The following is a 21,053-nucleotide window of genomic DNA, read 5'->3' on the forward strand; positions in this document are numbered from 1 at the left end:
CCTGGGTTTCCCCCACCCCCCCCCCCGCCCCCCCCCCGGGGTGGGGGGGGGGGGGGGGGGGGGGGGGGGGGGGGGGGGGGGGGGGGGGCCCCGCGGGGGGGGGGGGGGGGGGCCCCCCGCCGCCGTCGGCTGATCCGATCCCATTGGACTATCGCCCGGTGTGACCGGCTCAATCCGCAGACCCGTCCAGGGGAAGGGGCTGCACGCGATCCGGATGGTCTTGGTCCGCGCCGGCTGTGTGTGGGCGTCCACTCTCGCGGCGTCTTCCGTACGGGCTGCGCGGGCTCAACGCTAGCGGTCAGGTGTAGGCCAGGAGTCTCCCGGCCGATGTGACTCCCGCCCACGAGGTGAGGGAGATGACCGCGGCGCAGCGGGCGGCGAGAGGTGTTGGCCGGTCCGCGTCCCAGTCGGCCACGCTGCGGTAGGTCCGTCGGTGGAAGATCAGGATGTTGATGCCGGCGAGGAGGATGAGGCCGAGTTTCCACGTGGCACTGCCCCGGTCGGCGATGAGGTTGGCACCGGGCAGGAACATGGCCACGCCGGTGGCGGCCGCGATCACGAAGCCGAGGTGGGACAGGCGCAGAAGGTGGTTGGCCGCCGTGGTCACCCTCAGCGTTTGTCGGCCGACGCCGAGGAGGCGGAGGTCGAAGGCTGCGGCCGGGCCGATGAGGAGGGCGATGCCGATGATGTGGACGCTTTCGAGCACCGGATACAGGTAAGCCGTGCTGCGGATGATCTCGGCGAGCCAAGTGCCTTCGAGCCAGGTGAAGACGTTGTCCATGACGGGCACCGTCATGTCCGGCGCGAGCGGGCGCGCAGGTAGAAGGCCCCACCGGTGATGACGGCGACCGCTATGGCGCCGAGCGTGCTCCACACCGCCACCGGTGACGTGCCCGCGGAGTCCGCTGAGGCCGACGGCGCGTCCTGGTCGGCGCCGGAGGCGGACTGGTCGCCCTGCGGGTACGGGACCGGCAGCGGTTGTGCGGGGAGTTCTTCGTTGAGTACTTGGTTGACGGGCTGCCCGTCGTTGACCCAGAACACGACGGGGCGGAACTCGTCGTTGTGGCTCTTGCCGATGTAGCCGACGGCTTCGACCCGTTCGCCGTCGTCGAGCTTGCGGTCCAGTCCCCACATCGAGGTGAAGCTCGGTGGGGCGATGGTGACGGCCAGCTCGTCGTGCGAACCGTCGTAGGAGGGTGCGGTGTTGATCGGGTCGCTGTCGGCGGCGTCGCGCAGTCCGTCCGGCAGATCGTGCTCGGGAGTGTCGGCGGGGAGGTCGTCCTCGACGGTCACGGTGAAGTAGGAGTGCGGCTCGCCCCAGCGGACTTCCGAGACCGTGCCGGCGATGTAGTAGAGGCGGTCGGTGTCGAAGTCGTCAAAGCCGTGGTGCGCCTGCGCGGCACCTGCCGAAAAGACGAGGAGCGCGGTCGCGGAGACCAGCGACGCCGTCGCTAGCCTGGTGTGACGGATGCCGGTGCGGGCCCGCGGGGCCGCGGTGGTGGTGGAGTGCATGTCGAGTCGGTCCTTCCAGGTAGCCGGCGGTGTTGGGGCCAGCGAACCTGCTGCCGCGGGACGCAGGGAGTTCCTGTCGAGGGATGTACTGGCAGGGCATCCCTCGATGGGAGGTTGGCGCGAGCTGCGGATACCGGCCCTCGGATGGGCACTCCTCAGCGGGCGGCACCCGTGCGCAGGACGGCTGCTCGACGCCCTTCGCATGCACACCGGCGTCACCCCGTAGTACCCCTGCAAACCCGCCGTGCTGGAGAAGACAGCAAGCGGGTCTGCGGGTCTGGCGACGAGAAGAAGAGCTGTACGGCGCCAACACCGCCGTCCGTCAGCCGGTGGCCGACCGTTCAGTGTCCGGGCTGGCTTCGTTGGTGGCGGCCCAGGTGGCGAGGAGGCGCAGTCCTTCCTCGGAGGGGGAGCCGGGTTCGGCGGTGTAGATGGTGAGGGTGAGACCGGGGGCAGCGGTCATCTCCAGACCCTCGAAGGCGAGGGTGAGGTCGCCGACGGCCGTGTGGTGGAAGTGCTTGGTGCCGGTGCCGTGGTGGCGGACGTTGTGCGCGCCCCAGCGGGTGCGGAAGGCGTCGCTGCGGGTGGACAGCTCCCCGACCAGGTCGTGGAGGTCCTTGTCGTGGGGGTTGCGGCCGGCCTCCGTGCGCACGATGGCGACGGTGATGTCGGCGAAGGATTCCCAGTCGGGGTAGAAGCGGCGGGCGGCGGGGTCGAGGAAGGTGAAACGGGCCAGGTTCCGCTGGTTGCCCGGTGTGGCGTAGAGGTCGGTGTAGAAGGCGCGGAAGAGCTGGTTGGCGGCGAGGACGTCCATCCGGCCGTTGCGGACGAACGCCGGTCCGGCGGTGACCGCGTCCAGGGCCCATTGGAGGCTGCGGTGCGGCTTCCACTGCTCCTTCGTGCGCCGGCGGCGGGGACGGGTGAGGGCGTCGGAGCCGTCGGCGGCCTGGGCCAGGTTCACCAGGTGGGCGCGCTCGGCGTCGTCGAGCTGGAGGGCGCGTGCGAGGGCTTCCAGCACGGAGGGGGAAACCCCGGCCAGGTTGCCGCGCTCCAGTTTGGAGTAGTACTCCACGCTCACGTCGGCGAGCGCGGCGACCTCGCTGCGGCGCAGGCCCGGCACCCGGCGCCGGGAGCCTGCGGGGAGCCCGGCCTGGTCGGGGGTGATCTTCGCGCGCCGCGAGGTGAGGAACTCGCGGACCTCCTCACTGTTGTCCATGCCTTCGACGGTACGTGCCGTACGCGGCCATAGGGATGTACTGCCAGTACACCTCTTGTCAGTGACTCGCTCCGGGCGTGACGAGGGAGTTTCCTGGACAGCGTGGTGCTCCTTGGGCCTCCCCCCCCCCGGGCCCGACGGGGGCTCCCCGCCCGGAGCGTGGTCGGTTCGCCGCCCGTGCTCCTGGGCTCGCACTCTGTACCCGGCAACGCGAAGGAATCCCTCTCATGCGCGGCGCAGTGATCCACGCCCCCGGCGACATCCGCTTCGAGAACCTGGAGGACCCCAAGATCCTCAAGCCGACCGACGCGATCATCCGCACGGCTGTGACCTGTGTGTGCGGGTCGGACCTGTGGCCCTACCGCGGCGCGGAGCCCACCGCCGCGGCGCACCCGATGGGCCACGAGTACGTCGGTTTCGTGGAGGAAGTCGGCTCCGAGGTGACCGCGGTCAAGCCCGGCCAGTTCGTCGTCGGGTCCTTCGCCACCTCGGACAACACCTGCGCGAACTGCCGCAACGGGTTCCAGTCGAACTGCCTGAACCGCGAGTTCATGTCCACCTGCCAGGCCGACTACGTCCGCATCCCCAACGCCCAGGGCACCCTGGTCGCCACCGACGGCATCCCGGACGCGAAGTTCTGGCCGGGCCTGCTGGCCGTCTCGGACGTCATGGGCACCGGCTGGTGGGCCGCTGAGGCTGCCGAGGTCAAACCCGGCTCCACCGCCGTGGTCGTCGGCGACGGCGCGGTCGGCCTGTGCGCGGTCATCGCCGCGAAGGAGCTGGGGGCGGAGCGGATCATCGCCATGTCCCGCCATGAGCCGAGGCAGAAGCTGGCCCGCGAGTTCGGGGCGACCGACATCGTTGCCGAGCGCGGCGAGGAAGGCGTCGCCCGGATCAAGGAGCTGACCGGCGGGATCGGCGCGGACAGCGTCCTGGAGTGCGTCGGGACGCAGCAGTCCATGAGCCAGGCCCTGCACTCCACCCGCCCCGGCGGCAACGTCGGCTTCGTCGGCGTCCCGCACGAGGTCGCGATCGACGGGCAGGAGCTGTTCTTCTCCCACGTCGGCCTGCGCGGCGGCCCCGCCCCCGTACGCCGCTACCTGCCCGACCTGATCGAGCGCGTCCTGTCCGGCCGGATCGACCCGGGCAAGGTCTTCGACCTCACCCTGCCCTTGGAGCAGGTCGCCGAGGGCTACCGGGCCATGGACGAGCGCCGCGCTATCAAGACCCTCCTCAAGCCCTGACCCCCTCCCCGGACAAGGAACGATCATGCAGATCACCCGAAGCTCGGTCGACACCGTCAAGGGGCCGGCCGACTGGTTCACCGGCGACGTCTACATCGACGCCGTCGCCGCCGCGCCCGCCCCGTCCCGGGTCACCGCGAGCCTGGTGCACTTCATGCCCGGTGCCCGCACCCACTGGCACCGCCACCCGCTCGGGCAGACCGTCTTCGTTACCGAAGGCGTCGGCCTGTGCCAGCGACGCGGCGGACCAGTGGAGGTCATTCGGCCCGGCGACCGCGTCCTGTTCGAAGCGGACGAGGAGCACTGGCACGGCGCCGCCCCCAACCGCCTGATGGTCCACCTGGCCATCAACGAGGGCGACGATGACCACGCCGTCGTGCACTGGCTGAACCCCGTCACTGACGAGGAATACCACGCAACCCCGGCCACCGGCTGAACGAGGAGAACCGCCACTGTGACCACCTTCGCCCTCATCGGCGCCGGCCCCGGCCTGGGCCTGGCCGCCGCCCGCCGCTTCGGCAAGGCGGGCCACACCGTCGCACTCCTGGCCCGCGACCGGGGGCATCTCGATGATCTGGTGGCCGCGCTCGACGGCGACGTAATCCAGGCCCACGGCTACACCGCCGACGTCCTCGACCCCGACGCGCTGACCGACGCCCTGCACGCGGCGGCCGAGGACCTGGGGCCCATCGAGATCCTGCAGTACAGCCCCGTACCGCGGGCCGACTTCATGAAGCCGGTCCTTGAGACCACCGCAGCCGACCTGGACGCCCCGCCGGCGTTCTCCGTGAAGACCCCGGTGACCTGCGTGAACACGGTCCTGCCCGGCATGCGCACGTGGGGCCGGGGCAGCCCGCTGTTCGTCAACGGCGGCAGCGCGGTGCGTCCGAAGGACACCGTGGCCGGCACCTCCATCGCGTTCGCCGGCGAGAGCGCGTACGCGCAGATGCTCCATACCGCTCTCGCGCCGGAGAACATTCACGTCGCGCAGCTCATCGTGCCCGGGGCGATCAGTCCCGACTCCGCGACCTCCAGCCCCGAGAAGCTGGCCGAGCTGCTGCACGGCCTGCATACCGACCGTGACGGCTTCCGCCACTACGCCGAGCCCCTGCCCAACCCGCAGGACGGCACCCCATGACCACCCTCACCCTCCGCCGGGCCCTCACCACCACCGCCACCGTCGGCGTGCTGCTGCTGGCCGTGACCGCCTGCTCCGACGACTCGTCCGCCGAGCAGGCCCCCACCACCTCAGTCCCGTCGTCCGCCCCGGCCTCCACACCGGCTTCGGCGAGCCCGACCGGATCAGACAGGAGCACCCCGATGGACATCCGCGTCACCATCGACGGGCAGAAGGTCGAGGCGACCCTGAACGACAGCCCCGCCGCCCGCGACCTGGCCTCCCTGCTCCCGCTCACCCTGGACCTGGAGGACTTCCACGGGACCGAGCGGATCGCCGACCCGCCCAGGAAGCTGACCACCGAGAACGCGCCCGAACCGCAGGCGCCGAAGACCGGGGACCTCACCTATTACGCCCCGTGGGGCAACCTCGCCATCTTCCACAAGGATGGCCCCTCCGCCTCCCAGGACCTGCTGGTCCTCGGCCACATCGACGCCGACGCCGATCTGCTGTCCGGGGCCGACCGGATCACCATCGAGGCCGCCTCCTGACCTCCCCCGGCCGCTCTCCTCGTACGGGAAGAAGTCTTCGTATGCCCTCCGCCACCGGGTCCGTCCCCGGCCTGACCGGTCCGGCCCTGGTCGGGGCGGTCTTCGCCGCGCTCACCCTGCTGCCCCTGATCGCCCTCGCGCTGCGCGGCACCACCGGCCCCTCCCGGATCGTCGCCCACCACACCACCGGCACCGAACAACCGCGAACCCCGGACGTCACGTCCGCGAGCTGAACTCCACACCCGTACCACCTTGTTGGGAGCCACCGTCATGAATCCCACCTACGACTTCACGGGCCAGGTCGCCTTCGTCACCGGCGCTTCCTCCGGCATGGGCCTGGCGACCGCCCGCGCATTCGCCGAAGCAGGCGCCGCCGTCGGCCTCGCCGACATCGACGAGACAGCCGTCAACACCGCCGTGAAGGAACTCACCAACGCCGGCCACCGGGCCCTCGCGCTGGTCTGCGACGTCACCGACGAGGACCAGGTCGCCGCCGCCGTCGACCGCACCATGAACACCTTCGGCCGCCTCGACATGGCCTACAACAACGCAGGCATCATGCCCCCGCCCACCGACGCCGCCGAGGAGAGCGCCGAACAGTTCGACCGTGTCCAGGACATCAACCTGCGCGGCATCTGGGCGGCCATGAAGCACGAACTGCGCCACATGCGGGAGCAGGGCACCGGCGCGATCGTCAACTGCTCCTCTCTCGGCGGGCTCGTCGGCAACCCCGGCCGCGCCGCCTACCACGCCTCCAAGCACGGCGTGATCGGCCTGACCAAGAGCGCCGCCCTCGAGTACGGCTCCCGCGGGGTGCGGATCAACGCGGTCTGCCCCGGCACCATCGCCACCCCCATGGTCGACGCCATGATCGAAGGCGGCGAACTCGACCCCACCCAGGCCGAAATAGGCCAGGCCATCGACCGTCTCGGCACCGCCGACGAAATCGCCCAGGCCGTCCTGTGGCTCTCCAGCCCTGGCGCCAGCTACGTCACCGGCATCGCCCTGCCCGTCGACGGCGGCTACACCGCCCAGTAACCCCCTGCATTGCCGTCAAGCCGTCAGATCCTCCTCGTCCAATTCCGGCGTGTCCGGGTCGCGCAGCACCCGACTCGCCGCGTCTGACGCAAGAAGTGGTCTCCGCACATGGCGCCTCGGTCGCGCCCCCGCGGGCCGTCGCGCACTTCCTCCACCGACTGAAGATGAGGTTCACTCCATGGAACGTCGCAAAGCGCTCGGACTGATCGCCGCCACCGGTGCCGCCGCCTCCTTCACGGCCGCGCCCTCCTTCGGTGCGGAGACCGGCCGCGCCGCGGGCGCCGCAGGACGGGGCAGGACCGCAGCCAAGGGCGGCTACACCTTCGCGCTGGACCCGAACGTCAAGCGGACGTCGGTGCGGTTCAAGAACCGATACGGCATCGAGGTCGCCGCAGACCTTTACGTGCCGAAAAAGGGCAGGGGCAAGTTGCCCGCCCTGGTCGTCAGCGGCCCGTTCGGCGCGGTCAAGGAACAGTCCTCGGGGCTCTACGCCAACGAGTTCGCCCGCCGCGGTTACGTCACCCTCGCCTTCGACCCTTCCTTCACCGGGGAGAGCGGCGGCATGGTGCGCGACGTGGCCTCGCCCGACATCTACACCGAGGACTACAGTGCAGCCGTCGACTTCCTCGGCCTGCAAAAGATCGTCGACCGCGAGCGGATCGGCGCTCAGGCCATCTGCGGCCTGAGCGGCATGGCGCTCACCGCAGCGGCGGCAGACAGCCGCATCAAGGCCGTCGCCACCGCCTCGATGTACGACATGTCGCGGAGCATATCCCGCGGTCACGAGGACTACTACACGCGTGAGCAGCGCCAGAAGGTCGTGGACCACCTCAGCCGGCAGCGCTGGATCGACGCCGAGAACGGTACCTACGCGCGGCTCTCCCACGAGGTCCCCTTCGACGAGAACGGTAACGTCGCCCCCTCCAACCGCGTGCTGCCCAAGACCCTCCCGGCGGACGCCGACCCGGTCACGAAGATCTTCTTCGACTACTACCGCACCGAGCGCGGCTACCACCCGCGCTCGATCAACTCCACCACCGCGTGGACCGGAACCACGCCGATGTCGTTCTTCGCCTTCCCGCTGATGACGAACATCGACATGCTGGCCCCCCGTAAGGCGCTCCTGGTGGCCGGCGCCGACGCGCACTCCCGCTACTACTCCGAGGACGTCCAGGCAAAGGCCCCCGGCACCGTCGACCTCGTGATCGTCCCGGGCGCGGACCACGTCGACCTGTACGACCGCAAGGACCTCATCCCCTTCGACCGGCTCGACGAGTTCTTCACCGAGAACCTCGCCTGACCGTCATGCCCCCCGACAGGCCCGTACCGCCACTGGTCTGTCGGGGGCCCTCGCGTCGGCAACGACCTGTCGGGAGCGGTTGGGACGGGGACCTCGCGTAGCTTCCCGATGCCACCGTGGTAAGCAACGGAGCGTCTCCCCCCCTGGGCACAGACTCGACCTGATCGAACGGCGCAAGCGCAACGAACCAAACGAGGATGAGCCGTCCGGACGGTCATGGAAGGCCGTAGCCGACTGCACGATGCCAGTCCGAATCATCCGGCGGAGGCAGGCGCGGGCAGCGTCAAGCGTCCTGTGCCCCGCTCAGCTGTCCGGTGAGTTCCTCGATGCGGGCGAACGCTTGGGTGAAAGCGCGCGCTCCAAGCACTATTTGTCCGCGCCGAGTTCGTGGACGCGGGCACCGATCGCTGCCAGGGCCTCTTGCGGCCACACCGCGGGATTGCAGCCGGCCCTCGGTACGGGAGCGCCCAACGCGATCAGCCGGGCCTCGACGTACTGGTGGCCCTGCTCCTGGCGGCGGGTCTTCTGCGCGGCCCGGTCGGAAGAGTGCGGGTTCGCGGATTCCCAGACGTGATGACGCCGGAACCGCATCGTGTGCGGTGCTCAGACATCGACGAGCGCGCGGGTTCGGGCTTGACCTCCGGCCCAGGTGGAAGGTCTACCGTCGGTAGTGAGAGCACGATGCGGATTTCCCGGCTCGCCGAGCGCTCCGGCGTGCCGGCGACCACCCTGCGCCTCTGGGAAGGCGCCGGACTACTGCCCGCCGACCGGACCCCGGCTGGCTACCGGCTGTACGGTGAGGACGCGGTCGAGCGGCTGGCGTTCATCGGCGCGGCCAGGCATCTGGGACTGCCGCTGAAGGAGATCGGCTGTACGTCCGCGCGGCCACTGAGCCCGCCGCTCCGGGATCAGGCCAGGGCCTGGATGGCATACAGCGCACCGAGGGTGGCGGCGAGGGCGCCGAGAAGGAGCCGGAGCGCGGTCTCGGGCAGGTGCGGTTGGAGTCGTGCGCCGAGGTAGCCGCCGATCAGCCCGCCCAGGCCGCAGGCCAGGCCCAGTCGCCAGTCGGGTGCGACGGGACCGGGGCTTGCCAGGGCCAGCAGCGCGTACGCGGCGGCGCCGGCGACTGAGGTGGTGAAGGTCGCGGCGAGGGTGGCCGGTGCGATGCGGGCCATCGGCATGCCGCGCGCGGCGAGGATGGGCCCGAGGAGGGAACCGCCTCCGATGCCGTAGATGCCGCCGATCACTCCGACCGTGAGGGCCAGGGCGGCGAGTGCGGGCGCCGACGGCTCGGCCGTGTCCGGCCGCCGCCGGACGGGGCGCAGGGTACGCAGGCACAGCCACGCGCCGAGCGGGAGGAGGAAGGCGGCGACCAGGATGCGAAAGACGTCGGCACCGGGGAGGGCGAAGACGCGGATGGCAGCACCTGCGATGACGCCGGGCAGTGTCCAGGCGACGAGGCGCCGGGCCAGTGAGCCGCGCAAAGCGCCGTCGCGGCGGTAGCGCCAGAGTGCGCCCGGCCCGGCCACCACATTGAACAGCAGATTCGTCGGGGTGACTGCTGGGCTCGGCACGCCGAGGACGCTGAGCTGGACCGGGAGGAGGAAGACCGCCCCGGACACGCCGACCGGAGCGGTCACCGTCGAGATCAGCAAGCCAGCCGCGAACCCGGCCCAGATCGTCCATTCCACCACTGTCTCCGCCGCCGCTTTGTGATCGCCCGGTCAGTATCGACGGAGCGAGTGGTGGGATCGTGATCCGGCAACGAGATGTTCACGCGCACCCCGCGCGTTGCCGCCGCAATTCAGCCGGAAACGAGGGTGGGCTCGTCTGGGTCTGCAGGGGGCGCGGGTTGTCAGGGCTGGGGTGATCGGCGGCGTACTGCGCCGGTAGCGGTCGCGGTCCAGGGCGCGATGAGCGTGGCGGCTGCGGAGACGGTGGCCAGGAGGAGGAAGAGGGGCGTGTAGCCGCCGAGCGGTACGGCCAGGGCTGGAGTAGGCGAGGTAGACGGCGACCTGGCTGTTCTCGATGCGTCCGGCGGTGCCGGTGTACTGGCGCTGGACCCCGACCGTGGCGGCGCCCTTCTTGAGATCGCCGGTTTCATCGACGACCAGCACTGCGTCGTCGTCCTGCAGTTGCTCGATGACGAAGCCGCGGAGGTCGTCGCGGACCGCGTCGGCGTCCCACCTGGCCCTGGACAGCAGATGCTGCAAGCCGTCCGGGGTCGCGTCCCCGGCGTGCTCGGCGAACGTCCATCAGTTCTTGCGCGGCAGATCCGACAACAGGCCAAGGACGAACTCCCGTGCCCGACGCCGCGGTTCCACCCGCGTGAACCGCGGCGCGATGCGGCCCATCAGGGCATCGAGCATGTCCTGCCAACGGGCAGGATCTATGCTGTGACCTGCGGCCACCGACTGATCTTCTGTCTTCACACACTGATGATCACTGGTGGCCGCACCCGTATCCTCAGCGCCCTCACCGCAGATCGTGCCTGGAGGCCATATGCAACGCGGCGAAGTCTGGTGGGTCGAGTTCGACGAGCGCCGGCTGGTCGTACTGCTGTCGGGAGCCGAGGCGTCCCAGCTCAGGGCGATGCAGATCGTTGCTCCGGCGGGCATCGACATCAGCGGTCTGGGCGTCGAGGTGGCCGTAGGCACCATGGAAGGACTGCCCATTGAAGGTGTGCTGCGGCTCGCGTTCGCTCATCCAGGCTTTACCCCTTGCACGTGGCTGACCACCGTGTCCCGGGACGACTTGATCGAGCGGGCGGGCGTGCTGCCCTCCTCGAAGCTCCGCGAGATTGAGGATGCCCTCCGTCTTGCTGAACAGCCGAAGGAATGGACCCCGGCAACGACCGCGAAGTTCAGCGAGATGAAAGATGCCTTGCGTCCCGGCGGGCTCGAGTAGGTAGAGAAGGGACGGACGCCCGTGGCGTGGTCAATCTCGTCCAGATGAATATCGGTGGCTGGTCCAGATCGACTCCACTGTCGTCCGCGCCCACCAGCACGCCGCCGCCACCGGCCGAAAAGGGGGAGGCACCGGCCGGACGAACCGGACGATCACGCCCTCGGCCGATCCCGGGGCGGACTGACGACGAAACTCCATCCCGCCTGCGACGGCAAGGGCCGCCCTCTGGCCATCCTCGTCACGCCTGGTCGGCGCCACGACAGCACCTGCGCACGCATCCTGCTCGAACGTATCCGCGTTCCCCGCGGCGGCCTCGGCCGGCCACGCTGCCGCCCCGACCAGGTCGTCGCGGACAAGGCCTACAGCTCCCGCGGTTTCCGCACCTACCTGCGACGACGCGGCATCGCCCACACCATCCCGAGAAGGCCGACCAACAGCGCCACCGACTGAACCGGGGTCGCCGGGGCGGCAGGCCACCAGGATTCGACCGACAGACCTACCGCCGACGTAACACCATCGAACGCTGCTTCAACCGGCTCAAGGGCTTCCGCGGCATCACCACCCGATACGACAAGACCGCCACCTCCCACGAAGCAGCAGTCACACTCGCGTCGTTCCTGCTCTGGGCAAGATCCGTTTGAAGACGGACCCCAGGACCTGTCTGATGACTGATCTTGTGGTGGGTCGTGGTGAGCTGACGGATGCGGCGTGGGAGCGGGTAGCGCTGCTGCTGCCGAGGGTCGACGGTCGTGGTCCTGCGTCCAGGAGGTGGGCAGATACAGACGGCGGTCGATCAGCGTTCGTCCGCGGTCGGTTGCGTAGCCGAGGAAGACGCCGATCTGGCTGGGGGTACCCCCTTTGGGGGTTTCTCGGTGCGCCCGGCGGTGCCGGAGTACTGCTGTTGCACGCCCGCAGGGGTGGTGCCCTTCTTCAGGAAGCGGGTGTCGTCGACGATCAGAACCCCGTCCAGGGTGCCGAACCGCTCGGCGACGTACTGCTGCAGGTCCTCCCGGACCGCGTCAGCGTCCCAGGAGGCACCATTGAGCAGATGCCGGAAGCCGACCGGTCCGCGGTGACCTGCGTGCTCGGCCAGCTGCCAGCCGTTCCTCCGCTCCACCGGAGCCGGCAGACCACGCCCGTGGTCCCGCATCCGCCACCGCGGATCCCCCGTGAGAACCGGCCCGCCACACGGGCGAACCCCGGCTCCGACTCCCCAGTCCACATGTCAGCTCCGTCCGTCCCCACCATGTCTGTACCAGCGAAGCCGACCAGCTCAGGCAGCGATTTCTGACTGGAGTACCAGGGCGCCGCGTACGGTGCTCCCGGCGGGCCGGGCGGCCGTGCCGTCCGCTCCGGCCCGCCGGGGTTCACGCCGGGTCCGCCACGAGGTCGGCGGGAGTGAGGGTCGCGGGGGTGGCGTGGCCCGACAGGGCGAGGGTGAGGTCGAACTCGGCCAGCAGGCACCGGATCACGTGCTCCACGCCCGCCTGCCCGTCCAGGCCGAGGCCGTAGACGTACGGCCGTCCGACGAGCACCGCCCGCGCGCCGAGGGCGAGGGCCTTGAAGACGTCGTCGCCGGTGCGCACACCGCTGTCGAAGAGCACGGTGAGCCGGTCGCCGGCCGCCGCCACGACACCGGGCAGCGCGTCGGCCGCGGCGACCGCGCCCGCCACCTGACGGCCCCCGTGGTTGGACACCACGACCCCGTCCATCCCGGCGTCGGCGGCCAGCCGGGCGTCGTCCGGGTGCAGCACGCCCTTCAGGACGATGGGGCCGTCCCAGTGCTCCCGCAGGAACGCCAGGTCGGGCCAGCTCTTGGCGGGGTCCGCGAACATCCCGACGAAGTGCATGACGGCCGCGTCCGGGTCCTCGTGCACCGGCTTGGCCAGGCCCGCCCGGAACGCGGGGTCGGAGAAGTAGTTCGCGGTGCCCACCCCGCGCAGGAAGGGCAGGTAGGCCTGGTCCAGGTCACGGGGCCGCCAGGACAGCAGCGGGGTGTCCAGCGTGACGACGAGGACGGTGAACCCCGCGGCCTTCGCCCGGCCCAGGAAGCTCCGGGCCACCTCGGGGTCCCGGGGCCAGTACAGCTGGAACCAGCGCTCGGCGTCGCCCATCGCCTCCGCGACCTGCTCCATGGGCGTGCTGGAGGCGGAGGACAGGACGAACGGCACGCCCTGCGCGGCGGCGGCCCGGGCCGCGGCGCACTCGGCGTCCGGGTGCATCAGCGACAGCACGCCGACCGGCGCCAGGGCCAGCGGGGCGGGCAGGGCACGGCCCAGCACCTCGACCGACAGGTCCCGCTCGTGCACGTCCCGCAGCATGCGCGGCACGATCCGGCGGCGCCGCAGGGCCGCCCGGTTGGCGCGGGCGGTACTGCCGTCGCCCGCGCTGCCGGCCACGTAACCCACCGGGCCGGGGCCGAGCCGCTGCTCCGTCAGCTCCTCCAGCCGGGTCAGGTCGGTCGGCAGCCGCGGGACGGCCCCCGTCATCCCGTTGAGGTAGATCTCGTACTGGAAGTCCGCCCAGTGCCTGCCCATCGGTCCGTCCCGCCCCTCTCGTCGCTGAGAACGCGCCCGCCCCGACGATACTGACGAGCGAACCGACGGGCGGGGGCGGGTGCGTCCACGGGGCGGGCCCGCCCGCTCGGTCGCGTGCGGCCGACTCGTGGGGGAGTGGGGCGAGTTCACGCGGCCGGGAGAACACCGCCCGGTGCCCGGCCTCACCGGCTCCCGGCGGTCGCCCTCCGGGAGCCGGGCCGCGGCGCCCCACGGTTCGTCGCCGTCGGGCGGGCACGGGAGGCGGGTGCCCGGCGGTTCGCCGAGCGGGCGTGCCGGTTCGGCCGGTTCGGCCGGCGTCGTGCCCGGGTGCGGGGCTGAGCCCGCCACGGCGCGGCCGGTCCGTTCGTCCGTCAGGCCCTGGCCGGCGCGGTCGCCGGCCGTCGGGGCGGCCGGACACCGTCGTGGCCGCCCTCTTCCCGGTGAGGCCGGACAGACAGGCTCAGGGGACGGACGCCCTGCCCGGGCCGCCCGCAGGACGCCGCCCTCTCGTCCCGGGCCCCCGCACCGAGTCCCCGCGCCCGCCGCCCGTGCGGAGTCGCTCCTGGGGGCGACGCAGCGGACCCCTCCGCGTCGAACGGGCGTCGAACGGGCCTCGGAGACCGCCGAAGCGGAATGTTTCAGGCCTATTGCTCAGCAAGGGGGTTCCGGCCAGATGGCCGCTTCGTGCCGCCGCCGGTGGCTTCGTTACTGGGCCGGCCCGTTCGATTTCCGTGACTTCACGCCACTGATTCAATACGCAATGTTACTGAAACCCACGGGGTCGATGTGAGATTCGGCGGCGGACTCGGCAGACTCGCGCTCGCCGGCCCGGCACCACCGAGCACGGACCGGCACCCGTTTCGACCGAGCGGAAGGATGCACACAATGCGGAACACCGCGCGCTGGGCGACGACACTGGGACTCGCGGCCACCGCCGTCTGCGCACCCCTGTCCGGGACGGCGCTCGCCTCCCCGGGAACCGCCCCCTCCGCGCTCTACGCCCCGTCGGCCCTGGTGCTCACCGTGGGCCACGGAGAGAGCGCGATCGGCGCCACTCCCGTCCGCGCGGTCACCCTGGCCTGTGCCCCGAGGCCGTCCGGCACCCATCCCGACCCCGTCGCCGCCTGCGCCGAACTGCGCGGGGTCGAGGGCGACTTCAGTGCCCTCACGGCCCGCAGTGACGTGCTGTGCACCAAGGAGTACGACCCGGTCGTCGTCACCGTCGACGGCGTGTGGCAGGGCCGGCGGATCTCCTACGAGCACGGCTTCTCCAACGAGTGCGTGAAGAACGCCCAGAGCCACAGCGTCTTCGCGTTCTGAGAGCCGGGGCCGCATGGCCGCCGTGACACCGGGCGCCCGTAACTGGGGAGTGCGGTCGCCGTCACGGGGACCCGCGGTCTCGTACGAGGGGGCCGGCAGGCGGAGTGGGGCCGCCTGCCGGCCCCTGGGTCGTGTCACACCCGGGCCGCGGGGACGCTCAGGCCCGGTCGCGGTGGCTGGTGTCGCACCACGGGTACCGGCGGCTGCGGCGGCAGGTGCACAGCGCCACGCGGAAACGGTCGGAGCTGACGGTGGTGCCGTCCTCCAGCTCCACCTCCACCGGGCCCTCCACCAGCAGCGGGCCCTTGCGCTGGATGCTGAGGCGGCGCGGCGCGTCAGACGGGGAGTTCGGCACGGACGACCACCAGCTCTTCCTCGTTCTCGTCGTGGTGCAGCAGGCCGCGCTGCCGCAGCCAGCGCTCCCGGCCGCGCAGGACCGGGCCGAACGCGATCCGCTGCCGGCGGGTCACCGCGGCCTTCAGACCGGCCGTGCGCAGCATCCGCAGCGTGCGCTCGGAGTCGCTGAGCGCGGACTGCACGATCAGCAGCACGCCGCCCGGCCGCAGCAGCCCGGGCGCCTCCCGGCAGATCCGGTCCAGGATGAGGCGCCCGTCACCACCCGCGTCCCACGCCCGCGCCGCCCCGCGCGGCTTCCTGTCGTGCGGGGCCGGCACGTACGGCGGATTGGCCAGGATCACGTCGAAGGCCTGCCCCCGCACGGGGGCGAAGAGGTCTCCGCGCCGGGTGCGCAGGGGCAGCCCGGCCAGCAGCGCGTTGAGCCGGGCTGCCCACACCGCGCGCCGTGAGACGTCCACGGCGGTCACGCGCAGGCCCTGCCGCGCCGCCTCCAGTGCCAGAGCCCCGCTGCCCGTACCCACGTCGAGAGCCTCCGCGCCCGGGGGCAGCGGTTCCTCGGCCAGGGCTTCGGCCAGCAGCTCGGTGTCCTCCTGCGGGGCGTACACACCCGGCGGTACCAGTGGATTCACAGCACCCAGGTACCCGCACTCTCAGGAGATATGGCTGGTAACAGGAGTCAGCGGGGTGCGCAGGGACGGCCGGCCAGCCCGCCAGTCGGCGAGCAGCCGGTCCCCGAAGCGGTCCTCGACGAAGACGGTGGCGTCGATGCCGAAGGCCACGTCGGCCTCCAGGTGCGGTTCCCCCTCCAGCAGACCGCCGATGACGTCGTGGCGCACCACCTGCTCGTGCACCGCGTCGGCCTCCACGTGCTCGTCGTAGAAGTGCTCGGCGGCGGGTCCGGCGCCGGTGCGGCGCATCGCCTCGGCGAGCCGCCGGGACCCGGGGGAGGAGGTGATCTCGACGGCCGCGAAGTGGCCCACGAGCGCGCCCCGCAGGGCCCGGTGCAGGCCGAACAGCGACATCATGTTCACCGTGACCAGGGCCTCCGCGGACGCGGCGTCCAGGTACCGCCCGTACGTCGTGTCCAGGCCGAGGTCCGTCATCAGGTCCGCGAACAGCCGCGCGTGCACCCGGTCGGCGCGGCCGCCGCCGTACTCGTCGAACTCCACCGCGGCCATCGCCGCCTTGGCCCGGCCCCACAGCCGCGGCAGCACCCAGGCGTGCGGGTCGGCCTCCTTGAGGTGGTACAGGGAACGGTGGGCCGCGTACTCGCGCACCTGCCACAGCTCGCCCTCGTCGCGCAGGAAATGGCTGACGCCCGTGCCGTCCACGGGCTCGACGAGCAGGTCGGCGAGGGCGTCGGCCAGGGTGTCGTGCGCGGGGACGTCCCGGCGCAGGGCGGACAGGAAGCGGTCCTCCAGCGCCGCGCGCAGGCGCAGCAGGTCCGGGTCCCACTCGCGCTCCGGGGCCACGCCCGCGAAGCCGTGGTAGTGCAGCTCGTAGCAGAGGTAGAGGGCGAGCTGGAGGTCGTCGCCGTACACGGACGCGCCGGCGACCTCCGCGGGGCCGGGCAGTACCCCCGTGTCGAGCAGGTACTCCTTGACGGCCGCGGACAGGGGGCCGCGCGGCGTCGGCAGCTGAGGTCCTTCGAGGTCGTGCTCCATGGGGTGCGGGTACCCGCGAGGGGCCGGACCAGCCCTGACGGTGCGGCGACGGGCGGGACGCGCGGGCCGGGCGCCAGGGGGCCGGGAACGCGGGCCGCCCGCGCCGTGGCCGCCGGTCTCTCCCGGCGCGGCGCGGGCGGGGCGGGCCCGTCAGGGGCCCGGTGGCCGCCGCGGGGTCAGTCCCCGTGGGACTCCCGCTGTGCCTGCCTGTTCGGGGTGACGGCCTCGCCGGCCTCACCGCGGTGCCGCCGCTGCTCCTCGGTGTCCCGGGTGCGCTTCCCGGCGTCCTCCGCCTCGCGCAGCACCTCCTCGGCGGCCGTCCGGGGCTCCTTGCGGTGCGCGTCCTCGGACACGGGGTCTCCTTCCCTTTCGTACGGTCGGTTCGCCCGGCTCGGTCCGCCGGGTCAGCTCTGGGAGCTGGCGATGCGCAGCGGCACCGGGTCGGTGGGCGCCGACTCCTCGTTGCGGCGGCTGACCTCCGCCCACCAGGACGGGCCGTCCTCGATGTGCCGCAGCAGGATGCCCTCGCGGATCGCCCAGGGGCAGATCGTCACGGCCTTCAGGCCGGTCAGCTTCATCACGGTGTGCCCGACGACGGCTCCGGCCAGGCTCTGCGCGGCGCGCGGCGCGGAGATGCCGGGCAGGTGGGCGCGTTCGGCGGCGGACAGCGCGGACAGCCGGCCGACCGCCTCCCGCAGGTCGGAGCGGTACAGCTGCCGCTCCACGAACGGCCCGTGCCGTCCGGGCGCGGCCCCGCACAGCCGGCCCAGCTGCTGGAAGGTGCGCGAGGTGGCGACCGCCGTGCGCGGCCCCTCCCAGCGGATCCGGGCCGCGACGTCCCGCAGCTGGTGGCGGACCCTGCGGCGCAGCGCCCGCACCTGCTCCGGCAGCGGCGGCTCCAGACCGCCGTCGAGGAACTCGTGGGTGAGCCGTCCCGCGCCCAGCGGCAGCGAGGCCACGAAGTCCGGCAGCCGGCCCCGGCCGAAGGCGACCTCCAGGGAACCGCCGCCGATGTCGAGCAGCGCGAGCGGCCCCGACCGCCAGCCCATCCAGCGCCGGGCGCCGAGGAAGGTGAGCTCCGCCTCGACCTCGCCGGGCAGCGTGCACAGCTCGACACCGGTCCGGGCCCGGACCGTGCGCAGCACCTCGTCACGGTTGGGCGCGCCGCGCACCACGGTGGTGGCGAACGCCAGCGGACCGTCCGCGCCCCACCGGGCCGCGGTCGCGTTCGCCTCGTCGACCGCGGCGACGAGTTGCTCGACGGCCGGCTCCGGGATCGGCCCGCCCGGCACCATCTGCTCCGACAGCCTCAGCCGCCACTTGGCGGTGTGCACCGGCAGGGGCACCCCGTCCCGGGCGTCCGCCACCACGAGTCTGACGGTCTTCGATCCCACATCCATGACGCTGGTCCGCATGGCCCGTGGGTACCCATTTCCGCGCCGGACCAACGGAACGGGTTTCCATGGAGAGCGAAGTCACGCCATCTGCCGCCGCACCAGCTCGTGCAGCCGCCCGCCCGTGTCGGCGAGCAGGTGCGCGGGCGGGCCCTGCTGGACGATCTTGCCGTCCTCCATCACGATCACGCGGTCGGCGTCCAGCACCGTGGACAGCCGGTGCGCGATGACGATCCGGGTCGCGTTCAGGGCCTTGGTGCTCTCGATGACCGTGCGCTGCGTCTCGTTGTCCAGGGCGCTGGTCGCCTCGTCGAAGAACAGCACCCGGGGGCGGCGGATCAGCGCCTGGGCGATCATCAGCCGCTGCCGCTGCCCGCCGGAGACCGCGCCGCTGCCCGAGACGATGGTGTGCAGCCCCATCGGCATCCGCCTGATGTCCTCGGCGAGCCCCGCCATCTCGGCCGCCGCCATCGCCTCCTCGGGCGTGTACGGCTCGGTGCCGCAGATGACGTCCAGGATCGAGCCGGTGAACGGCTGCGCGTGCTGGAGCACGACCCCGCACTGGCGGCGCACCGCCGAGGGGTCGAGGGCCGCCAGGTCCTGCCCGTCGTACAGCACGCTGCCCGACAGCGGCCGGTCGAAGCCGATGAGCAGGCGCAGCAGCGTGGACTTGCCGCAGCCGCTGGGACCGACGACCGCCACGAACTCGCCGGGCCGCACCTCGAACGACACGTCGTCGAGGACCAGCGGCCCGTCGTCCGAGTAGCGGAAGGACAGCCGCCGCGCCTCGATCGCCCCGGACAGCGGGCCCGGCCGGGTGCTCGAGGCCCGCACCTCGGGCAGGGCGTCCAGCACTGGCCGGATCTCCTCGAACAGCGGCAGCGCCGCCACCGCCGAGACGAACGCGCCGGTCAGCTGGGTGACGGAGGTCAGGACCATCGTCACGGCGGTGCTGAAGGAGAGGAACGCGGCCGCCGACATCGTGCCGCGCGCCGGACCCGCCAGCAGCATGAACATCAGCAGGGTGCACAGCGGCAGGTACACCGCGCCCAGCACCGTCGTGAGGTTCTTGATCCGGCCGACCCTCTGCTGGAGCTCGCGGCTGCGGGCGAACCGGTCCGCCCAGGCGGCGTACGCGTAGTTCTCGGCCGCCGCCACCCGCAGCTTGGGCAGGCCGCGCAGCGTCTGGAAGGCCTGGTTGTTCAGCTTGTTGGAGAGCACCACCAGCCGCCGCTGCCAGCGCACCTGCCACAGCCCCAGCCCCAGGAACACCGCGGCGACGACGACGAGCATGCCGACCGCCGCCAGCGCCATCGGCACGCTGAACCAGAACAGCAGCGCCAGGTTCATCGCGCCGACGGTGACGGACTGCGCGACCGTCGGCGCGACGCCCGCCAGCAGCCTGCGGATCGCGCTGATCCCCATCGCCGCGCTCGCCAGCTCGCCGGTGGAGCGCTCGGTGAAGAAGCCGGTCGGCAGGCGCAGCAGCCGGTCCCACACGGCCGGCTGGAGCGTGGCCTCGATACGGCCCTCCAGCCGCAGCAGCGTCAGGTTCTGCAGCAGCAGGAACGCCGCCGCCACCACGCTGCTCAGGATCACGGCCAGGCACACCTGCGCGATCGGCCCGGTCTGCGCCCGGGGCACGAACTCGCCGAGCACCTTGCCGGTGGCGATCGGCACCAGCGCCCCGATCGCCACCGTGACCAGCCCGCTGACCAGGAGGTTCACCAGGTCGCCGCCGGTGCCGCGGACACAGAACCGCAGCAGCCCGAGCGGGCCGAGCCGCCGTTCGGGCAGCGGCCGGTAGAACATCACCGCGCGCGGCTCGAACTCGTCGGCGTTGGCCTTCTCCACCGGTGTCTCCCGGCCGGTCGCCGGGTGGACGGCCACGTAGCCGCCGCGCCGCCACAGCAGGGCCACCGGCGCGCCGGACAGCGCCCGGTGACCGACCAGCGGCCCGACGTTCTCCCGCCACCAGCGGCCGTCCAGGCGGACCGCCCGGGTGCGGACCCGGGAGGCCAGGGCGACCCGCTCCACCGGGTCGAGCCGGTCGCCGCCGGTGCCGCCCCGCGGGGGCTCGGCGAGCGTGATCCCGGCCGCCCGGGCCACCAGCCGGCAGGCCGCGTAGGTGGCGTCGGCGTCGGCCGGGGTGGTCTGCCGCGCCGGGCGCTCGCCGATGGACGCGAGCAGCGTCCGGTCGGCCCGGGCGCGCACCGCCTCCCCGGCCCTGATGCCCGCGGCCGTGCGGGTCTCGTGGGTGCGCTCCAGCTGCTCGATCCAGCGGTCCAGGGTGGTCAGCAGCCGGTACTGCTGGTCGACCATGCTCCGCCACAGCGCCGGGTCCACCAGCAGGTCGGCCGCGGCCTCCGCGCCGTACAGCGAGCCGTACTGGACGCTGCCCGGCGGGACCTGCATCCAGAAGACGTCGTCGTCGGTGACCTCCTCGGCCCGGTCGGCCAGCGGCGCCTGGAAGAGGACCGACAGGCTGCGGCCGACGCCGAGCGCGAGGGCGTGCTCCAGCGGGCTCGTCGCCGGCGGGACGTACCGCGGGGTGCCGTACTCGTCGTACGACCAGGTCTGCGTGCCCGCCGCCTGGTACAGCTCGCGCAGGTCGATGCGGTGCACCACGCAGTCCCGCAGCGGGCGCGCCACCAGCGTGTGCTGCGGTCCGGGCGCCGGGCCGAGCAGCAGCGAGCCCGCCTCCAGGCGGCCCAGGTGGTGCCACTGGCCCTGCTGCCCCGCGTCGACCGCGAACAGGTCCACGGCGCCGGCCGCGACCAGCCACAGCACCTGCGGGCCCGCCAGGTCCAGGCGGCCGGTCCCGGCGCAGTCCAGGCGCGTGCCGAGCGCGCCGAACGCGCCGAGCACGTAGTCGTCGTGCTGGGGGGTCGTCATC

General features: G+C 72.2%; 22 protein-coding genes and 4 pseudogenes. 12 read left to right on the plus strand and 14 right to left on the minus strand.

The window, feature by feature from the left end; translation table 11 throughout:
- Positions 1 to 298 precede the first annotated feature (298 nt).
- The 3 genes from ACIF8T_RS27645 to ACIF8T_RS27655 form a co-directional block, all read right to left on the minus strand.
- A complete protein-coding gene (locus ACIF8T_RS27645; RefSeq protein WP_400038811.1) occupies positions 299 to 781 on the minus strand; it encodes a DUF6644 family protein in 483 nt (160 codons plus the stop codon).
- Between the two features lie 11 nt (positions 782 to 792).
- Positions 793 to 1,512 carry a DUF6152 family protein gene (locus tag ACIF8T_RS27650; RefSeq protein ID WP_400038812.1) on the minus strand — a complete coding sequence of 240 codons (720 nt, stop codon included), beginning with the start codon at positions 1,510 to 1,512 and terminating at the stop codon, positions 793 to 795.
- Positions 1,513 to 1,834: 322 nt separating this feature from the next.
- Positions 1,835 to 2,728: a helix-turn-helix transcriptional regulator gene (locus tag ACIF8T_RS27655; RefSeq protein ID WP_400038813.1), complete on the minus strand. Its 894-nt coding sequence runs from the start codon at positions 2,726 to 2,728 to the stop codon at positions 1,835 to 1,837.
- Between the two features lie 227 nt (positions 2,729 to 2,955).
- Here ACIF8T_RS27655 and ACIF8T_RS27660 point away from each other — a divergent pair, with 227 nt between their 5' ends.
- From ACIF8T_RS27660 to ACIF8T_RS27690, 7 genes are all read left to right on the plus strand, one after another.
- Positions 2,956 to 3,972 carry a zinc-dependent alcohol dehydrogenase family protein gene (locus tag ACIF8T_RS27660; RefSeq protein WP_400038814.1) on the plus strand — a complete coding sequence of 339 codons (1,017 nt, stop codon included), beginning with the start codon at positions 2,956 to 2,958 and terminating at the stop codon, positions 3,970 to 3,972.
- A gap of 25 nt (positions 3,973 to 3,997) precedes the next feature.
- Positions 3,998 to 4,408, plus strand: a complete 411-nt coding sequence (locus ACIF8T_RS27665) for a cupin domain-containing protein (protein WP_400038815.1) — start codon at positions 3,998 to 4,000, stop codon at positions 4,406 to 4,408.
- Positions 4,409 to 4,426: 18 nt separating this feature from the next.
- Positions 4,427 to 5,110, plus strand: coding sequence for an SDR family NAD(P)-dependent oxidoreductase (locus tag ACIF8T_RS27670; RefSeq protein ID WP_400038816.1), 684 nt, complete (start codon positions 4,427 to 4,429; stop codon positions 5,108 to 5,110).
- A complete protein-coding gene (locus ACIF8T_RS27675) occupies positions 5,107 to 5,640 on the plus strand; it encodes a cyclophilin-like fold protein (protein WP_400038817.1) in 534 nt (177 codons plus the stop codon). The genes ACIF8T_RS27670 and ACIF8T_RS27675 overlap by 4 nt, the downstream gene beginning before the upstream one ends.
- 41 nt (positions 5,641 to 5,681) lie before the next feature.
- On the plus strand, positions 5,682 to 5,873 hold the full coding sequence (locus ACIF8T_RS27680; protein ID WP_400038818.1) for a hypothetical protein: 192 nt from the start codon (positions 5,682 to 5,684) through the stop codon (positions 5,871 to 5,873).
- 37 nt (positions 5,874 to 5,910) lie between these two features.
- The gene (locus tag ACIF8T_RS27685; RefSeq protein ID WP_400038819.1) at positions 5,911 to 6,678 is read left to right on the plus strand and encodes an SDR family NAD(P)-dependent oxidoreductase; all 768 of its coding nucleotides are present in this window, start codon (positions 5,911 to 5,913) and stop codon (positions 6,676 to 6,678) included.
- Between the two features lie 178 nt (positions 6,679 to 6,856).
- Entirely contained in the window at positions 6,857 to 7,978 is a 1,122-nt protein-coding gene (locus ACIF8T_RS27690) for an alpha/beta hydrolase (RefSeq protein ID WP_400038820.1), read from the plus strand.
- 366 nt (positions 7,979 to 8,344) lie between these two features.
- Here ACIF8T_RS27690 and ACIF8T_RS27695 read toward each other — a convergent pair whose 3' ends face one another.
- A complete protein-coding gene (locus tag ACIF8T_RS27695) occupies positions 8,345 to 8,569 on the minus strand; it encodes a hypothetical protein (RefSeq protein WP_400038821.1) in 225 nt (74 codons plus the stop codon).
- Positions 8,570 to 8,659: 90 nt separating this feature from the next.
- Here ACIF8T_RS27695 and ACIF8T_RS27700 point away from each other — a divergent pair, with 90 nt between their 5' ends.
- The gene (locus tag ACIF8T_RS27700) at positions 8,660 to 8,998 is read left to right on the plus strand and encodes a MerR family transcriptional regulator (protein ID WP_400038822.1); all 339 of its coding nucleotides are present in this window, start codon (positions 8,660 to 8,662) and stop codon (positions 8,996 to 8,998) included.
- On the opposite strand, the gene ACIF8T_RS27705 is transcribed toward ACIF8T_RS27700, so the two are convergent.
- Both ACIF8T_RS27705 and ACIF8T_RS27710 read right to left on the minus strand, forming a co-directional pair.
- On the minus strand, positions 8,887 to 9,669 hold the full coding sequence (locus ACIF8T_RS27705; protein ID WP_400038823.1) for a sulfite exporter TauE/SafE family protein: 783 nt from the start codon (positions 9,667 to 9,669) through the stop codon (positions 8,887 to 8,889). The genes ACIF8T_RS27700 and ACIF8T_RS27705 overlap by 112 nt on opposite strands.
- 225 nt (positions 9,670 to 9,894) lie before the next feature.
- Positions 9,895 to 10,332 (minus strand): annotated as a pseudogene (locus ACIF8T_RS27710) (transposase); the annotation flags it as partial.
- A 148-nt stretch (positions 10,333 to 10,480) separates the two neighbouring features.
- Here ACIF8T_RS27710 and ACIF8T_RS27715 point away from each other — a divergent pair.
- The 3 genes and pseudogenes from ACIF8T_RS27715 to ACIF8T_RS27725 all read left to right on the plus strand — a co-directional run.
- Positions 10,481 to 10,885, plus strand: coding sequence for a type II toxin-antitoxin system PemK/MazF family toxin (locus ACIF8T_RS27715; protein WP_400038824.1), 405 nt, complete (start codon positions 10,481 to 10,483; stop codon positions 10,883 to 10,885).
- A 55-nt stretch (positions 10,886 to 10,940) separates the two neighbouring features.
- Positions 10,941 to 11,526: pseudogene (locus tag ACIF8T_RS27720) on the plus strand (IS5 family transposase); the annotation flags it as partial.
- Positions 11,527 to 11,561: 35 nt separating this feature from the next.
- Positions 11,562 to 11,663: pseudogene (locus ACIF8T_RS27725) on the plus strand (IS5/IS1182 family transposase); the annotation flags it as partial.
- Here the strand turns inward: ACIF8T_RS27725 and ACIF8T_RS27730 are convergent.
- A pseudogene (locus ACIF8T_RS27730) lies at positions 11,629 to 12,130 on the minus strand (transposase); the annotation flags it as partial. The pseudogenes ACIF8T_RS27725 and ACIF8T_RS27730 sit on opposite strands and share 35 nt — an antisense overlap.
- Before the next feature lie 122 nt (positions 12,131 to 12,252).
- Entirely contained in the window at positions 12,253 to 13,422 is a 1,170-nt protein-coding gene (locus ACIF8T_RS27735; protein ID WP_400038825.1) for an alpha-hydroxy-acid oxidizing protein, read from the minus strand.
- 885 nt (positions 13,423 to 14,307) lie between these two features.
- Between ACIF8T_RS27735 and ACIF8T_RS27740 the strand changes: the two genes are divergently transcribed.
- Positions 14,308 to 14,742 carry a protease inhibitor gene (locus tag ACIF8T_RS27740; protein ID WP_400038826.1) on the plus strand — a complete coding sequence of 145 codons (435 nt, stop codon included), beginning with the start codon at positions 14,308 to 14,310 and terminating at the stop codon, positions 14,740 to 14,742.
- A 157-nt stretch (positions 14,743 to 14,899) separates the two neighbouring features.
- On the opposite strand, the gene ACIF8T_RS27745 is transcribed toward ACIF8T_RS27740, so the two are convergent.
- From ACIF8T_RS27745 to ACIF8T_RS27770, 6 genes are all read right to left on the minus strand, one after another.
- Positions 14,900 to 15,097 (minus strand): CDGSH iron-sulfur domain-containing protein, encoded by a 198-nt coding sequence (locus ACIF8T_RS27745; protein WP_400038827.1) that lies wholly within the window; start codon positions 15,095 to 15,097, stop codon positions 14,900 to 14,902.
- Positions 15,078 to 15,737 carry a HemK2/MTQ2 family protein methyltransferase gene (locus ACIF8T_RS27750; protein WP_400038945.1) on the minus strand — a complete coding sequence of 220 codons (660 nt, stop codon included), beginning with the start codon at positions 15,735 to 15,737 and terminating at the stop codon, positions 15,078 to 15,080. Before ACIF8T_RS27750 ends, ACIF8T_RS27745 begins: the two co-directional genes overlap by 20 nt.
- Before the next feature lie 12 nt (positions 15,738 to 15,749).
- Positions 15,750 to 16,763, minus strand: a complete 1,014-nt coding sequence (locus ACIF8T_RS27755; RefSeq protein ID WP_400038828.1) for an iron-containing redox enzyme family protein — start codon at positions 16,761 to 16,763, stop codon at positions 15,750 to 15,752.
- A 176-nt stretch (positions 16,764 to 16,939) separates the two neighbouring features.
- Positions 16,940 to 17,116, minus strand: a complete 177-nt coding sequence (locus tag ACIF8T_RS27760) for a hypothetical protein (RefSeq protein WP_400038829.1) — start codon at positions 17,114 to 17,116, stop codon at positions 16,940 to 16,942.
- 51 nt (positions 17,117 to 17,167) lie between these two features.
- Positions 17,168 to 18,178: a Ppx/GppA family phosphatase gene (locus ACIF8T_RS27765; protein WP_400038830.1), complete on the minus strand. Its 1,011-nt coding sequence runs from the start codon at positions 18,176 to 18,178 to the stop codon at positions 17,168 to 17,170.
- A 60-nt stretch (positions 18,179 to 18,238) separates the two neighbouring features.
- Positions 18,239 to 21,052 carry an NHLP bacteriocin export ABC transporter permease/ATPase subunit gene (locus tag ACIF8T_RS27770; RefSeq protein ID WP_400038831.1) on the minus strand — a complete coding sequence of 938 codons (2,814 nt, stop codon included), beginning with the start codon at positions 21,050 to 21,052 and terminating at the stop codon, positions 18,239 to 18,241.
- Position 21,053 lies beyond the last annotated feature (1 nt).

It is taken from the genome of Streptomyces sp. NPDC085946, from assembly GCF_044540485.1.
GTDB lineage: Bacteria > Actinomycetota > Actinomycetes > Streptomycetales > Streptomycetaceae > Streptomyces.